Here is a 14,972-nt window from a genome sequence, read left to right as displayed (position 1 = left end):
TATTAATAGTTAAGTTAGGTATTCTGTAGTGCGCCAAATGGGCTTTCAACCCAGACATCGCTATAAGGGTAAAGTAAAGTGCCTGTCCACAAAAAGGCCAGATAACCAATGAAAGCTTGATGTAGATTAGTGATTAATCATTTCCTCTTTTTTGATTAACAAAAGCTGTCGTGAAGCTTGCGCATTTGTCCTAGTATATTAATCAAGTGATTAATGGAGCTGAAACATGACAAATAAGCTAACGGAAGCCGCTGTTACCCCGAGAGAAAAGCTTATCACCGCTGGTAAATGTTTGTTTATTAACCGCGGATATAATCGAGTCACGACCAGAGCAATTGCGGACCTTGCAGAGGTAAACATTGCTTTGATTAAGTACTACTTCGGCGATAAAGCGGGGCTGTTTGAAGCGGTATTTCGCGAAGTTGCAGCACCTCTACTGAGCTTGCTTGAAGGGATTAAAAAATCACAGTTACGCGAACTTTCACCGCCCATTTTAACTCAGTTTATAGAGCGCTACTTTCAGGTGATGAGCCAATACCCAACGTTACCTAAGATCATTTTTATGGCGCTACATGATACGCACTCTAAAGAGCATGAAATCATAAAAAAGATTTTCTTTGAGCATGTAGAAAACGGTGTCAGTACTTTAAATTCGACCTTTCAAACGCTTTCGCCTGCAGAGCCCATTCGAGCTGAATGGTTACTTTTAACCTGTCTTGGCTTGTCGGCATTTCCTTTTTTGGTGCCACCTGTGATGCAGCCGCTACTTGGTATCGAAAACTCGGATACTGAGCAGTGGCGCTCCCTTGGCAAACATCAGCAAGCTATTTTTAACGTGTTTCTATCCCAGCATATTGAACGGAAAACATCATGAAAACACCGTTTTACATCATTAGTTTTGTGTTACTGACGCTTTTGGTTGGTTGCTCTAAACCCGAGCGTAAAATCTTCGGCATTATCGAACGACCGCAGGTGCAGGTCAGCAGCCCAACCGGAGAGTTATTAGTTGAGTTGCTGGTCGAGCGCGGCGATAAAGTGGTAAAAGGACAGCCACTGGCGAAAATCGATGACGTAGTGCAGCAACAACAGGTTAATGCTATTGAACAGCAAATCGCGCGCTTGCAAGCGCAATATAGATTGTTGCTCTCTGGCACCCGAGTTGAACAAGTCAAACAAGCCAAAGCAAGGGTCCATGCAGCACAGGCCGCTTGGGAAGAAGCTCAGCGGCAACTTGTTCGACAGAGGCAGTTAATCAAAGACAAGTTGACCTCTCAAGATAGGGTCGATGCCGCCTCTGCTAATGTCGAGTCGACACTTGGTATTTTGCAAGAGGCCCAAGCGCGTTTGAAAGAGCTTGAAAATGGCACGAGAGAGGAGACAATCGAACAAGCAAAAATCGCAATTGCAGAAGCACAAACACAGCTAATTATTGCCAACAAACAGCTCGCTGATCTTACCCTTAAAGCACCCACTTCCGGCATTGTCGAAGATTTACCTTGGCTTGTTGGTGAGCGTCCCATTAAAGGCGCACCGATTATTTTGCTGGCTGCCGATGACCAAACATTCGCACGGCTTTACCTACCGCAAACCCAGCTTGCTAAAGTCTCTTTGGGAAGTGTGCTAAATGTGCATTTCGATGGCAGTGATAAAAGTCTACAAGGCACCGTCAGCTACATTAGCCAAAGCGCGAGCTTCACGCCTTATTTTGCACTTTCACAAGAAGAAAGAGCACGTTTAATGTATGTGGTGGAAGTGGTGCTCACTGATAAAGTGACTGTCCCGTCAGGCACGCCAGTTTGGGTGGAGCTGTAAGAATGACCAAGGAAATCGTGATCCAAAGTGAAGGTTTGGGTAAGCAGTTTAACGACTATTGGGCGGTTTCAGACCTAGACCTTACCGTAAAACAGGGCGAAATTTATGGCTTTCTAGGGCCAAATGGCTGCGGAAAATCAACTACAATCCGAATGTTGACTGGACTGTTAACACCAACCACAGGTCATATCAGTATTATGGGAAAGGATGTGCAGGCACATGGTGAAAGCTTGCGTAATCGATTAGGCTACATGACGCAAAAATTCTCCCTATACGAGTCGCTAAGTGTGCTGGAGAATCTCGAGTTTGTGGCGAAAATTTATGGTTTATCACGCAATGATGTTAAGCGTAGAGTGGCTGAGCTGCTACAGGAATACCAATTAGAAGATAAAAAATCGGTGCAGTCCGGTGCATTGAGTGGTGGACAAAAACAACGCCTCGCGCTTGCCGCCGCTGTTATTCATAAACCAGAGTTGCTCTTTTTAGATGAGCCGACGTCAGCGGTTGACCCGGAAAATCGTCGTGCATTTTGGGAGCAGTTATTTAGTTTAAGTGCGCAGGGCACGACCATTTTAGTGTCTACCCATTATATGGACGAGGCAGAGCGTTGTCACCGCCTTGCTATCTTAGAGCAAGGTGTAAAGCGTGCGGATGATAGTCCCATCGCGCTGATGGAACAGTTAAAGGTTTCGGTGTGCGAAGTTGTGGGTGACGACGTTGCGGCATTAAAAACACGTTTAGCTTCATTACCGAGTGTGATTTCCGTCTCCCAAATAGGTGCTCGCCTAAGGGTGTTGATAAACAAAAAAGAATCACAACCTCTGGCATTATTGCGAGCTGAATCTGGAGGTGGTTACGAAGTGGATTTCACTCGCGCTAACCTCGAGGATGTGTTTGTAACGAGCACAGGGAGGGGCTATGCTGAGCTTGCGTAGGTTAAATGCCATCGTCAGTAAAGAGTTTATGCAGCTGGCACGCGACCGTATTACCTTTGCGATGATTGTGATGTTGCCATTGGCGCAGCTGTTGCTATTTGGTTATGCAATTAATACTGATGTGAGACATGTTTCCGCAGGTATTGTAGATTTTAGTCAGACTTATCAATCCAGACAGTTGATCCAAACCGCAGCCAACACTCAAGTTGTTGACTTTATCGGCTATTACGATTCAATTGCGGCGGCTGAGCAGGCCATTACCAGAGGAAAGGTGAATACCGTGTTGGTTATTCCTGCTGATTTTGTGCGTCGGCAGCTCAATCGTGATTATCAACTAAGTGGCTATAAAGTGGGTAATAGTACGGCGCAACATAGCGTTGCACAGTGGTTGATTGATGGTTCCGATCCGTTATTGAGTGGTGCCGTGGCGGGACTCAGCAAGTTGCCAACTAGCATCAAAAGGTTACCTATGCCTGCACTGCCAGACCCAGCTTTTGCGCTGCAAAATTACTTTAACCCAGAGAAACGTTCGTCGGTTAATATTATTCCCGGTTTGATTGCTATTATATTAACGATGACGATGATCCTATTTACCTCATCAGCGCTGGTTAGAGAGCGTGAGCAGGGTAATATGGAATTTCTTATCACCACACCGGTTCGGCCAACCGAACTAATGTTAGGTAAAATTCTACCTTACATTCTTGTTGGCTTTATTCAAATGGCGATAATACTATTTTTAGGACATTGGCTATTTGATGTACCGCTCAATTTTGATATGCCAAGTTTACTTATCGTGACGTTGTTGTTTATCACCGCGAGCCTTACCTTAGGACTGTTGATCTCCACCAAAGCCAAGAACCAATTACAAGCAATGCAAATGACGGTTTTTGTGTTACTGCCTGCGATATTGCTATCAGGATTTATGTTCCCATTTGCCGCGATGCCAAGAGCGGCGCAATACCTTGCAGAGATCTTACCTGCCACACATTATGTAAGGTCGATCCGAGCTGTAGTTCTTCGCGGCGCGCACTTTAGCGATTTGTATTTTGATTTACTCTGTTTGGTCGCCTTTAGTGTGATTGGCTTTATGATTGCGACGATGCGCTTTAAAAAGCGATTAGATTAGTTGTGTAAATATTCAGGTACTGATAGCTTACAGCGAAGTGTTGTTTTAAAAGGAACATTTTGATGGACTTGCAATCTCTCGCCGTGTTTGCTGTGGCGTGTCTCGCGATTAACCTCATCCCTGATCCCGATGTGATCTATATTGTGTCCAACACAATGAAAGGCAAAATGTCAGCAGGGCTAAAGGCTGCGCTGGGTTTAGGCACTGGTTATTTCGTTCATACAATTGCCGCTTGTTTAGGATTATCAGCGATTATTTTGAGCTCAGCTTTCGCGTTTAGTGTGGTGAAATGGCTCGGCGCTGTTTACCTTGTTTATTTGGGGGTTCAGTCGTTATTATCAATGTGGCGTGGCGATAGCCAACTGCAGGTAAAGCAAACCGAGGTTGCAGCAGGCAACGTCTTTATGCAGGGGGTATTAGTAAGTGTTTTAAACCCTAAAGTGGCGCTGTTTTTCCTATCTTTTTTACCACAATTTGTTGACCTTTCAGCACAGTCCACCTCGCTGCGAATTTTAATGCTCGGCATGTTGTTTAGTGCCTTGGCGACACTTTGTAACTTGATCTACGCGATAGCCGGAAGCTGGCTATTCAATCGTCCTAATGCTAAGCGGTACTCTCGTGCACTTGAAGGTATCTCGGGCGTATTGCTGCTGGGATTGGCTGGAAAAGTTATCGCGAGCGAGAAGTAGAGTAGTCAAGGGTGACCAAACAAGGTAAACCAATGTAGTAGAGTTACACGTGGAAAAGTCTAAAATCTGGAAAGACAAGTCTGTTGAGGGTGTCGAGCTTTTATCAGCACAATATACTAAGTTTGAGTTTGCCAAACATTGGCATGATGAATTGGCCATTGGCGTGATAGAAGAAGGTGCTGAAGGTATTCTCTATGGCGGGCAAAAGTTGATTGTGCCTAAACATCACGTTGTTGCTATCAACCCTTCTGAAGTGCACACCGGATTCCCAGGTGTGCCAAGTGGTTGGCGCTATCGAATGTTTTATTTTGATCTCGCATTTCTACAGCGACTTTTTGATAATATGAGTGTGCACTTAGAGCCCGTTGTTAATCGCACCATCATTGATGATAATCGTCTATTTTTAGGTTTATTGCAGCTTCATCAAGCCATGGAGCAAGCCAGTTTCACACTGACAAAAGAGTCGTTGTTGCTGATGACTTTAGAAAAGGTGTTTACTCAGTATGGCTCAGTGACAAACCCCGAAAACACTGCTTTTATTGATACTCACAGCGTGTTTCGTGCAAGAGATTATCTTTTTGATAACTGGCAAGAGAACATTTCACTCAATGACTTAGAGTGTTTAACGGACAGCACTCGGTTTCAATTAATTAAAGGTTTTAATTCTGCATTTGGCCTGACTCCACACCAATTCCTCCTGCAAATTAAAATCCAAAAGGCCAAGCTGCTGCTTGCTAAGGGCATGACGTGTGTAGACACGGCGCTAACCTGTGGCTTTTATGATCAAAGCCACTTTAGTCGCAACTTTAAGCGGGCATATGGGGTATCACCGTCTAATTACAGGTGCTGATATATAGGCCTTTGGCTTATTTCAATTTTGTACAAGAACATGCCTTGTGATTTCTGTACTTTGTGTGCTTTCACAAAGGAGAAGTTTCAACCATGAGTTTGTTTATCATTTGGTTTAGTGCCATGTTCCCGTTAGTTTTTAGTCCAGGACCTGCAAATATCGTATTTGCTGCATCAGGTGCCAATGTCGGAGTGAGGCGATCATTAGGACTCTTGGCCGGAGTTGACATTGTGTATATTCTAAAGTCGCTGCTGGTGGGGTATGGTCTTGGCAAAGTCGTTGAGTCTCACCCCATGGCTTTGAATATTATGCAATTGATAGGTGCAATTTACCTTATATATCTGGCAACGAAGTTTTTTGCCGCGACTAAGAACATCTCAGCAAATGATAGTAAAAAATTAGGTTTTATAGATGGGGCGTTGCTGCAAATATTGAATAGCAAAGGATGGATATTAGTCTTTATTATGTTTACGCTTTTTAGTGAGCAAGCAAATGATACCTTCGGCGCGTTGGGCAATTTAATTCTGGTGTTATGGCTTGCGATACTTAACATTTCGGTGCATTTGGTGTGGATTAAAGCTGGCGATTTGTTGGCACGAGTGTCGAATAACCCAAATTATAATAAATGGTTGAATCGGTTTTACGGCGGCTGTTTGTATCTGGTCGCGGCTTGGTTAATTTTCGATAATGAAATTTGGCGCGAAGGTTTGATCTGAGCAAAAATAAAGGCTTCTAAATTGAAGCCTTTATTTGTATACAAGTAATAGGGTGATTACATCACTCGCATGCCAGGCTGTGAACCTTCGTCTGGATTTAAGATGTAAATTTCTTTACCACCAGGGCCTGCAGCCAACACCATGCCTTCTGACATACCAAAACGCATCTTGCGAGGTTTTAGATTTGCAACCATTACTGTTAACTTGCCGATAAGATCTTCAGGTGAATAAGCCGACTTAATGCCAGCAAACACCTGGCGCGTTTCACCACCTAAATCAAGCGTAAGTTTAAGCAGTTTATCTGCACCTTCAACATGCTCTGCGTTGGCAATTTTTGCGACACGCAGATCAACTTTGGCAAAATCATCGAATTCGATTTCCGCAGCGATTGGCTCTTTGGCAAGTGGGCTATTCGGATCTGCTGCTATAGATTGACCGCCCACTTTCTTTTCAAGACTTTCTTTAGACGACTCGATCATCGCATTCACTTTATCAAGTTCAACACGCTGCATAAGTGCCTTAAACTTATTGATTTCATGATCAACAAGGGCGTTGTCAACGCTTTCCCAACTTAGCTCAGTGTTTAAGAAAGCTTCTACATTTTTCGCCATACCTGGAAGGATAGGTTTTAAATAAGTCAGTAGTACGCGGAATAGGTTAAGACCCATAGAGCACACTTGATGTGCACGCTCAAGTGTCTCTTCATTCTTTGCAAGCACCCAAGGCGCTTCGGCATCAATAAACTGGTTTGCTTTGTCAGCAAGGGTCATGATTTCACGCACTGCGCGGCTGTATTCGCGGTTTTCAAAATGTGTCGCGATTGAATCCTTTGCAGCAACAAAGCTAGTTAGTAGCGCTTCGTCCATAATAGAGCCGCTTAGCTTGCCGTCAAATTTCTTAGTAATAAAGCCTGCGCAGCGACTCGCGATGTTTACCACTTTGCCCACTAAGTCTGAGTTTACGCGTGCCGCGAAATCTTCTAAGTTGAGGTCTAAATCCGTAACGCCGCTGTTTAGTTTAGCCGCGTAGTAATAACGTAAATATTCTGGATCTAAGTGTTCAAGGTAGGTACGAGCCTTTACAAAAGTGCCTTTTGACTTAGACATCTTAGCGCCATTTACGGTGACAAAACCGTGAGCGAATACGTTATTTGGTTTACGGAAATTAGCGCCATCAAGCATTGCAGGCCAAAATAGGCTGTGGAAGTAGATGATGTCTTTACCGATAAAGTGATAAAGCTCGGCGTCAGAGCCTTCACCCCAAAACTCGTCAAAGTTTAGGCCTTGTTTCTCGCAAAGGTTTTTGAAGCTTGCCATGTAACCGATTGGTGCATCCAACCAAACATAGAAATATTTGCCAGGCGCGCCCGGGATTTCAAAACCAAAATAGGGGGCGTCACGGCTGATATCCCACTGCTGCAAGCCGTCTGCAAACCATTCGTCTAGCTTGTTCGCCATTTCAGATTGCAGACTACCTGAGCGTAGCCATGTTTTTAGCATGTCTTCGAATGCTGGTAAGTCAAAGAAGTAATGCTCTGAATCTTTCAAGATAGGTGTCGCACCAGACATCACCGATTTTGGCTCAATCAACTCTGTTGGGCTGTAGGTTGCACCGCAGGCATCACAGCTATCGCCATTTTGATCTTCAGACTTACAAGTCGGGCAAGTACCAGTAACAAAACGATCTGGTAGGAAAATGCCTTTCTCTGGATCAAATAACTGTGAAATCGTGCGCTTTTTGATATAACCTTTTTCGTCTAAACGAGTGTAGATAAGCTCGCTTAGTTCACGGTTTTCGTCACTATGTGTGCTGTGATAGTTATCAAACTCGATATTGAAGTCTGCAAAGTCACGCTGACGCTCAATACTTACCTGCTTAACCATTTCTTCAGGTGTGATACCTTGCTTCTGTGCATTTAGCATGATTGGCGTGCCGTGCGCATCGTCTGCACATACATAATAGGCTTCATGGCCTTGTAACTTTTGGAAGCGAGCCCAAATATCGGTTTGAATATATTCCAGCAAGTGGCCTAAGTGAGTGGGGCCATTTGCGTATGGTAATGCACTGGTAATGAGAATTTTTCTCTTCGTCATAACGATTCCATGAATTTAGCGCGATCTTTCTAATTGATGGTGTTGAATTGGTTGATTATTCACCGAGTTAACACTTGAATGGACAAGTGTGCTTAGTGACTCACCTTCGTTCAGACCATGAACCGCGAATTGACTGGTTTTAATGAGTTGAATGTTACATAATTCCGTGGCTATTTTCATCACCCAGAGGAGTTTAATTTGTATGTTTGGACTGGAAAAATGGTTTGCCAAGGGGAAAAACACCAAACAGGCAATCATTGAGCTTTTAAATGGCTATCGTAGTGCGGCATTACCAGTAGGTATTGATGCCAATTGGGTCATCAAAACGCAAGAGTCAAAAACGCAAATCCAAGTACATATTAATTTCCCGTTTGCTATTCAATGTGATCAAGAAATTGCCAGTTATCTGCAGCAACACTTAGGTAAGCCCGTTGAGGTGACATCGAAAGTCGTCGTAGTCGGCAGACCAAAATTTAAAGCCATTAAACATATTATTCTTGTTGCCTCGGGTAAGGGCGGGGTTGGTAAGTCTACCACTGCGATTAATTTGGCGTATGCGCTACGTGCTCAAGGTGCGAAAGTTGGTGTGCTAGATGCTGATATTTATGGCCCTTCGCTACCTAGTTTACTGGCTCTTGAGGATGAAAAACCTCAGGCGAAAGATGATAAAACCTTACTACCAATTGAAAAGTCGGGTATTAAAGCCATGTCTATCGGCTTTTTGGTCCCAGCAGAGGACGCCACTGTTTGGCGAGGACCAATGGCTTCTCAAGCGCTTACTCAATTGTTAAATGAAACGGATTGGGGTGAGCTGGATTATCTGATTGTTGATATGCCGCCAGGCACAGGAGATATCCAACTTACCATGACGCAAAAAGTGCCAGCCAGTGGTGCGGTGATTGTCACTACACCGCAGACCTTAGCGCTTGCAGATGCACAGAAGGGCATCGCGATGTTTGAAAAAGTGCAGCTCCCTATTTTAGGTTTGGTCGAAAATATGAGTTACTTCAATTGTGAGCAATGTGGTAGTCGCAACCATATTTTTGGTCACTCTGGTGGCACCACGCTGGCGAGTCGCTATGGTGTGCCTCTGCTCGCGGAAGTACCGCTTAACGAACAGATCAGAACAGCAACAGAGCAGGGCGAAGATATCATTGCCACAGTCCGTGAGCCTAATTCAGAAAGTAAGACTGACAATCATGGTATAGCAGATCACTATGTTGATTGTGCCCAACTGGTTGCCAGTATGTTATATTACCAATCAGACTCAACATCGGGTGTTGAGATTGTGATGACGGAAGACTAAGAATGAGATTATCGGATACCCATATTCGAGAAGCGATTGAACAACAACGCATAATCATCGAACCTACACCTAAGCCAGATATGATTTCAGGCGTTACCGTGGATTTAAGACTGGGTAACAAGTTTAGAGTGTTTCAGGACCATGCCGCGCCTTACGTTGATCTCAGTGGTCCTAAAGATCAGATCAATGCCGCGATGGAATCCATCATGAGTGACGAAATTGTGTTAGAAGATGGCCAAGCGTTTTTCTTGCACCCTGGTGAGCTGGCGCTGGCAATGACGTATGAAAAAGTAACCCTACCTGCCGACCTTGTTGGTTGGTTAGATGGCCGCTCGTCGCTGGCAAGGCTAGGTTTAATGGTTCATGTTACTGCGCATCGTATTGATCCCGGTTGGTCTGGAAACATCGTATTAGAATTCTATAACTCAGGTAAGTTGCCTTTGGCACTTAGGCCAAACATGAAAATAGGTGCGATGAGCTTTGAAACGATGACAAGTGCTGCGCAATTCCCTTATAACGAGCGTAAAGACGCCAAATATAAGGATCAAAATAGTGCGGTTGCTTCGCGTATTAGTGACGACAGTTAATTGAATAGGTAGGCGAGAGGATTTGTGTGTAAATAGTTGGCCTATTACAAACAAATCTGACGCTTAGCTTGGGAATAACAGCGGCTGGAGAACAAGTTGTTGTTCCAATCTTATAATTAAATATTTAACCCCCTATAACGGCATGCCATCTTTACATTTTTGATCCCCCATCAAATAACCATAACGATTTAAATTCAATAATATTTTTGCATTTGCTTTGATCCAAACCATACTTATTGTAATGCGTTTTTTATGTTGTCGGCGAAAGCGTCATGCGAATGACTGCAGTAGACAAAGTGAAATAGGTATTAGTGCGCGAATGGCGTTGCCTACTGATTTGCAAAGAGAAGCTCATAGCCAATGTTTTCAGGTTGGTGTTTTTCTTGAACGTTAACGCTTGGTTCTTTGCATAACGAATAGGCTGATAAATCACCGTCAAAGTGACTCAAGGAGAATGGGTATGTGGCTTAGCGCTGCTAGGTATGCCACACTGATGTTTACGATAATTGTGTGTTGCATCTTTGCGATGTTGGCTACTGCTGAAACGCAGCTGGCCGCAGAAACTATAGAAGCAAGACCTTTAATTTCAGTAGGCTATGGTGACTTTTCCGAGGCCCAGTTTAATGTATCGCAAGAAACGGTAATTATTCCAAAGGGTGTTGCGGTTTGGCTTCGAATCACAAACCTCGTTCGCGATGATCTGTCAGACCAAGTGCTAACAGTTGCACGTCCATCCATGGGCAGTGTTGAGTTTTTTACCACGGACCCTATTGGAAAATTAACTCAAATCCCCGCAAGTAATAATCATACATCGTTATCCCACTTTTCCCCCATTTGGTAATTGATGCAAATAGCCATATTGAGCCGATCGTTGTTAAAGTTCAATCACCCTATGTTTCCTTGTCTAGAGTGAGTATTGAACCTTATGAAGTTTATATAGAAGATACCAATGCTCATCTATTTTTAACAGGGTTGTTTCTAGGGGTGATGTTTTTATTGAGTATTTTCATGCTCAGTACCGGTATTATTTCGAAACGCGCAAGCCTGCTTTCGGTTGGTGGCTATTTGCTGTCATTAGCCTGCCTTTACGTCACCCATAAAGGACTCGCTGATATCTTTTTCAGCTACCAAAATAGCATTCATTTTTTACATTACAGTGGCAGCTTTGTGTGTTTTGCACTCGGCTTCAGCCTTTTGTTTTTTCATCATTTCCTTACTAAAAATAGGCTTGATAGAAAGATAAAGCTAACCATCAAGACGACCGCATATATCTACTTACTAAGCGGTGTCATTGTGGCGTTTGCGAAAGTGGATTTACCGTTTGCACTTCAGTCAATTATGGTTATTGGTGCAATTGTATTAAGTACGATGATTTTGGTAAGTCAAGATAAAGACAGCCGTAAAGAAGTCTATTTTTGCTGCGCAATTTGGTCTCCTATGGTGGCGGTATTAATTGGTTTTGCTGGGAGTCAATTAATACAACCAAGTGAGCAAATATCAATCGTAAACCATGTGTTGATCAGCCTACATTTAATGCTCTTACTACTGTTTGTGGTTTGGCATGATGCGGAAAAGCGGCGTATGTATATTCATTATGCTGAGTTTGATAAAGAGACTGCACTTCCCAATAAATTCGCCCTGTTTGGTTCGCTCGCTAAGCTTGAGGAGCAAAATAAAGCGCATACATTGTTGCTTTTTAAACCACTGATCCTGCCATCAATAAGACTGAGTTTTGGCTTAACCTTTGCAAATCAGCACATCAATAAGTTATTCAAAGAGGTCTCTGAGCAAATCAATACTTATGGTAGCGCTGCCGTTGCAAATAAAGGAAACACACCTATTTACCGTCTAGAAGACCAAGTGTTTGCCATCGTGCTTGATGGTAAAATAGAGGTCAGTCAAGTTGAGCAATATGTATGTATTTTATCAGCTGTATTCGAAGAAGGGGTTGGCTATAAAGACACGCAGATTGTCGATAGTTTAGAGGTTGGGGTTGCGAATTATCCAATGCATGCAAAATCCACTGAGAAACTTATCCAGCGCGCGCTGCAGGCTCTTAATACTAAGTCACACAATGGTCAACGTTGGCATCTATTTGATGTTGAAAGCTCTATTTCGACTGAGCGACAATTAAAGCTCACCTCGTTTCTTAAAAGTGCGATAGAACATGAACAGTTCAGTTTATTCTTTCAGCCGCAGGTAGACCTCAGGACTGGCAGGGTATTTGGCTCGGAAGTGCTACTGCGCTGGCTTCACCCTGAACTTGGTTACATACCACCTGACGAATTTATTCCGATTGCGGAGTCTTCAGGGCAAATTTATGAGATCACCGAATGGGTGATTGAGCATGCGCTTCATTATCAAGCTGAGATAACCAAGTTATTGCCTGAGCACGTTATTTCAATCAACGTATCTGGTCGTGACTTGAGTAGAAGAGAGTTGTCGGTACAGCTTATTACGCTTATCAATGAATTATCACTCGCACCTTCTCAAATAATGATAGAGATCACGGAATCTGTAACGATAGGAAAAGAAGCAGAGCTTAAAGGGGTGTTAGATGATTATCGTTCAATCGGCGTAAAGGTGGCGATAGACGATTTTGGTACTGGATATTCCTCACTTGCATATTTGAGTAAACTTGGATTTGATGAACTTAAAATTGATAAAAGTTTTGTGATGGATATTGAGACATCTAAGAGCAACCAAACAATTTGTAAAGCGACGTGTGATATGGCGCACAGTTTAGGATCAAGGGTGGTGGCAGAAGGGGTTGAGGATATCAATAGCTACATTCGTTTGCAGGCCTATGGCTGCGACTTTGCGCAGGGCTATTTTATTTCACGTCCGTTGCCGTTCACGGAGTTTAAGAGTTGGCTTGGTAAAGTCACCTATGCTGGTGATATAAAATCTTTCCTAGTTCGCTGAAGTAGTGAAAAATGGGCTCAGCGCATCGTTTTCTATGTTCATGCTTTGGGTAAATCCCCAGTTTTTCTTGTTCTGAACCTTTAATTCCCGCGGCCAAAAATGAATTTGATATATCGCTGTGATAGGCAATAATGGCCTCGAACATCCGAGCTGTTAGCTCCTCGGGCAGGGCGTAATATATTTGTTTGTTTGCGCTATCAGCAATCTTGGCGGTATGAAAATACCGATTTGGTTGTTGATGTTGTTCATCTAAAAAGGTATGCGCAAAAAACGTTGCTAAAGCATTGTTCAGAGGGTGTAATACGGTTTCAGTAGAAAGTAACCAAGCTGACGATGCAAAAGGCTTTTTTGGCTGTGTTATTAAATGCTGGCAAATATAGTGATCAAATGCATGCCACCATTCGTGGGCAAGTGCGCCACCGCCGGCATTTTTTGCTAACGCGAGTGTTCTCGTATTTGCCGCGTAATGCGCTTGAATACCTTGTTGCCCGCCTGTACCAAAAGCAAAATTAAGTGTTCCCCGAAGGCCAATGACTTCTGGTGGTACCTGTAATATTTGGGCTAGATCTGCGAGGGCATCATAAATGAAATTGGCGGATAAACGGGTTTCTTCGGGCGTAACCCAATGACCAATGGTCATGGTTTTAAAGCCAAAGGTCTGTTTAATTTCACTGAAATCAACTTGATCGCCGAATCGATAATCGGGTCCTCGGCGAGTGTATCCGCGCTGTAGTCTCGAGCTTGGCATTTTCTTCCTTTAATATCGAGCTTTAACATCATCAGGCATTCGTTTCATCTGCTCTTTCACCATACCAGCTTGAAGTTTATAGAGATCCGAAGTTTCGCATTGATCTACAATTTCGAGAAATTGAGCGGCCGCTTCAAGAGTTGATAAACTGTATTCATGTTTAGATTTACGAATAGTATATTCACTTGCATTGACCGAATCGAACTGAAAACTGGGCAACTGGCTTAGCCACGGGTTGAGCTTATAAAGCTTAGTGGCTTTCTTCCAAGTACCATCCAATAAGATGATGGCATCAAGCTTTTGAGCGTGATTATGTTCTGTAGTTAAGGTCTTAGCGTGGCTGTTTGGGTAGAGTAGTGCAACATGGTTTCCGTTGCAGAAGTTAATCAACTCTTCAAAGTCAGTGGTATTTTCTCCAACATACAGCGCAAAACTGTCTAACTGCAAGGCGAGGAGCTTTGCGGTATTCTTGGCGACTTTTACTTCGCTTGGGTGCTGCATGATAATAACTTGAGTCGCATTTGGTATCACGTTACCAATATAGGAGCATACGCAAGTTTTTGTGGGAAACTGACAGACTGGACAGGTATTACGTTTCATGTTTGATGAGGTGTTTCTTAATATAAGTCATATTTTATCATATCTTGCCCGCATTTACTTTGCACAAGAAACCAGATTTGGCTAGCATAAGTAATAGAATATTAAATTTAAGGAAAATTATGAGCATCGTAATAGATGAAGGTGCCCTAGAAAACATGCAAATGTTGCTGGGCGAGCAATTCGAAGATACGGTTCATTTTTGTTGTTCTGAATTCGAGCGGTTAGAATCGGAGTTGATGCTGAATTTGAATCAGGATCAAGAAGCTGCCATTCGTCATGCTCACAGTTTGAAATCTAACGCTGCTCAGTTTGGGGCCGCTAGTTTGAGCGATTTAGCAAAGATGATAGAGCATGCCCTTATTCAAGGGGAGCAGGATATTGTTGATGATTCTATTGAGAAGCTGGCAGCACAAGTTGCAGGTTCAAAAGCGAAACTGCAGCAGTGGGTGAGTACACAGTCTTAAATCCAGCATAAGCCAAAGAGCGGAAATGAGGTCGTTTATACGGCCTTTTTTATTTTCTGAAACCTAATATTGCGCTTATTTATTCCACCCTAATCACTTCATTTTATAAGTTGCTTTTTTG

The 14,972-nt window shown here is 43.3% G+C and carries 15 protein-coding genes; 12 read left to right on the top strand and 3 right to left on the bottom strand.

What is annotated here, in order from left to right; all coding sequences use genetic code 11:
- Window positions 1-226 precede the first annotated feature (226 nt).
- From L1271_RS07905 to L1271_RS07875, 7 genes are all read left to right on the top strand, one after another.
- Complete coding sequence (locus L1271_RS07905; RefSeq protein ID WP_211859720.1) at window positions 227-874, top strand: TetR/AcrR family transcriptional regulator; 648 nt, start codon at window positions 227-229, stop codon at window positions 872-874.
- The gene (locus L1271_RS07900) at window positions 871-1,812 is read left to right on the top strand and encodes an HlyD family secretion protein (RefSeq protein WP_235367512.1); all 942 of its coding nucleotides are present in this window, start codon (window positions 871-873) and stop codon (window positions 1,810-1,812) included. Before L1271_RS07905 ends, L1271_RS07900 begins: the two co-directional genes overlap by 4 nt.
- A 2-nt stretch (window positions 1,813-1,814) precedes the next feature.
- Window positions 1,815-2,747 carry an ABC transporter ATP-binding protein gene (locus L1271_RS07895; RefSeq protein WP_102056677.1) on the top strand — a complete coding sequence of 311 codons (933 nt, stop codon included), beginning with the start codon at window positions 1,815-1,817 and terminating at the stop codon, window positions 2,745-2,747.
- The gene (locus L1271_RS07890) at window positions 2,731-3,873 is read left to right on the top strand and encodes an ABC transporter permease (protein WP_102056678.1); all 1,143 of its coding nucleotides are present in this window, start codon (window positions 2,731-2,733) and stop codon (window positions 3,871-3,873) included. The genes L1271_RS07895 and L1271_RS07890 overlap by 17 nt, the downstream gene beginning before the upstream one ends.
- A gap of 62 nt (window positions 3,874-3,935) precedes the next feature.
- Window positions 3,936-4,562 (top strand): LysE family translocator, encoded by a 627-nt coding sequence (locus L1271_RS07885; protein WP_235367511.1) that lies wholly within the window; start codon window positions 3,936-3,938, stop codon window positions 4,560-4,562.
- A gap of 49 nt (window positions 4,563-4,611) precedes the next feature.
- On the top strand, window positions 4,612-5,412 hold the full coding sequence (locus L1271_RS24835; protein ID WP_235367510.1) for an AraC family transcriptional regulator: 801 nt from the start codon (window positions 4,612-4,614) through the stop codon (window positions 5,410-5,412).
- 92 nt (window positions 5,413-5,504) lie between these two features.
- Complete coding sequence (locus tag L1271_RS07875) at window positions 5,505-6,128, top strand: LysE family translocator (protein WP_235367509.1); 624 nt, start codon at window positions 5,505-5,507, stop codon at window positions 6,126-6,128.
- A 56-nt stretch (window positions 6,129-6,184) separates the two neighbouring features.
- Here the strand turns inward: L1271_RS07875 and metG are convergent, their stop codons facing one another.
- Window positions 6,185-8,221, bottom strand: a complete 2,037-nt coding sequence (gene metG, locus L1271_RS07870; RefSeq protein ID WP_235367508.1) for a methionine--tRNA ligase — start codon at window positions 8,219-8,221, stop codon at window positions 6,185-6,187.
- Window positions 8,222-8,423: 202 nt separating this feature from the next.
- Between metG and apbC the strand changes: the two genes are divergently transcribed.
- From apbC to L1271_RS07850, 4 genes are all read left to right on the top strand, one after another.
- Window positions 8,424-9,527 carry an iron-sulfur cluster carrier protein ApbC gene (apbC, locus tag L1271_RS07865; RefSeq protein ID WP_102056680.1) on the top strand — a complete coding sequence of 368 codons (1,104 nt, stop codon included), beginning with the start codon at window positions 8,424-8,426 and terminating at the stop codon, window positions 9,525-9,527.
- 2 nt (window positions 9,528-9,529) lie between these two features.
- The gene (dcd, locus tag L1271_RS07860) at window positions 9,530-10,114 is read left to right on the top strand and encodes a dCTP deaminase (RefSeq protein WP_010371648.1); all 585 of its coding nucleotides are present in this window, start codon (window positions 9,530-9,532) and stop codon (window positions 10,112-10,114) included.
- 460 nt (window positions 10,115-10,574) lie between these two features.
- Window positions 10,575-10,955: a hypothetical protein gene (locus L1271_RS07855; protein WP_235367507.1), complete on the top strand. Its 381-nt coding sequence runs from the start codon at window positions 10,575-10,577 to the stop codon at window positions 10,953-10,955.
- A gap of 68 nt (window positions 10,956-11,023) precedes the next feature.
- Window positions 11,024-13,039: a bifunctional diguanylate cyclase/phosphodiesterase gene (locus L1271_RS07850; RefSeq protein WP_235367506.1), complete on the top strand. Its 2,016-nt coding sequence runs from the start codon at window positions 11,024-11,026 to the stop codon at window positions 13,037-13,039.
- On the opposite strand, the gene L1271_RS07845 is transcribed toward L1271_RS07850, so the two are convergent.
- Window positions 12,999-13,787, bottom strand: a complete 789-nt coding sequence (locus tag L1271_RS07845; RefSeq protein ID WP_102056682.1) for a CLCA_X family protein — start codon at window positions 13,785-13,787, stop codon at window positions 12,999-13,001. The genes L1271_RS07850 and L1271_RS07845 overlap by 41 nt on opposite strands.
- Window positions 13,788-13,796: 9 nt before the next feature.
- On the bottom strand, window positions 13,797-14,387 hold the full coding sequence (locus tag L1271_RS07840; RefSeq protein ID WP_102056683.1) for a tRNA-uridine aminocarboxypropyltransferase: 591 nt from the start codon (window positions 14,385-14,387) through the stop codon (window positions 13,797-13,799).
- Between the two features lie 119 nt (window positions 14,388-14,506).
- On the opposite strand from L1271_RS07840, the gene L1271_RS07835 reads away from it, so the two are divergent.
- Window positions 14,507-14,851, top strand: a complete 345-nt coding sequence (locus L1271_RS07835; protein ID WP_102056684.1) for an Hpt domain-containing protein — start codon at window positions 14,507-14,509, stop codon at window positions 14,849-14,851.
- The last annotated feature ends 121 nt before the right edge of the window (window positions 14,852-14,972 follow it).

This window comes from Pseudoalteromonas sp. OF5H-5, assembly GCF_021530695.1.
GTDB lineage: Bacteria > Pseudomonadota > Gammaproteobacteria > Enterobacterales > Alteromonadaceae > Pseudoalteromonas.
This window is presented reverse-complemented; position numbering and strand designations above follow the sequence as displayed.

Bases quoted from the DNA above. Each gene is read 5' to 3' on its own strand.
- L1271_RS07890 (WP_102056678.1), top strand. From the start codon at position 2,731: ATGCTGAGCTTGCGTAGGTTAAATGCCATCGTCAGTAAAGAGTTTATG.
- L1271_RS07855 (WP_235367507.1), top strand. From the start codon at position 10,575: ATGTGGCTTAGCGCTGCTAGGTATGCCACACTGATGTTTACGATAATT.
- L1271_RS07885 (WP_235367511.1), top strand. From the start codon at position 3,936: ATGGACTTGCAATCTCTCGCCGTGTTTGCTGTGGCGTGTCTCGCGATT.
- L1271_RS07875 (WP_235367509.1), top strand. From the start codon at position 5,505: ATGAGTTTGTTTATCATTTGGTTTAGTGCCATGTTCCCGTTAGTTTTT.
- L1271_RS07835 (WP_102056684.1), top strand. From the start codon at position 14,507: ATGAGCATCGTAATAGATGAAGGTGCCCTAGAAAACATGCAAATGTTG.
- metG (WP_235367508.1), bottom strand. From the start codon at position 8,221: ATGACGAAGAGAAAAATTCTCATTACCAGTGCATTACCATACGCAAAT.
- L1271_RS07905 (WP_211859720.1), top strand. From the start codon at position 227: ATGACAAATAAGCTAACGGAAGCCGCTGTTACCCCGAGAGAAAAGCTT.
- apbC (WP_102056680.1), top strand. From the start codon at position 8,424: ATGTTTGGACTGGAAAAATGGTTTGCCAAGGGGAAAAACACCAAACAG.
- L1271_RS07895 (WP_102056677.1), top strand. From the start codon at position 1,815: ATGACCAAGGAAATCGTGATCCAAAGTGAAGGTTTGGGTAAGCAGTTT.
- L1271_RS07845 (WP_102056682.1), bottom strand. From the start codon at position 13,787: ATGCCAAGCTCGAGACTACAGCGCGGATACACTCGCCGAGGACCCGAT.
- dcd (WP_010371648.1), top strand. From the start codon at position 9,530: ATGAGATTATCGGATACCCATATTCGAGAAGCGATTGAACAACAACGC.
- L1271_RS07900 (WP_235367512.1), top strand. From the start codon at position 871: ATGAAAACACCGTTTTACATCATTAGTTTTGTGTTACTGACGCTTTTG.
- L1271_RS07840 (WP_102056683.1), bottom strand. From the start codon at position 14,387: ATGAAACGTAATACCTGTCCAGTCTGTCAGTTTCCCACAAAAACTTGC.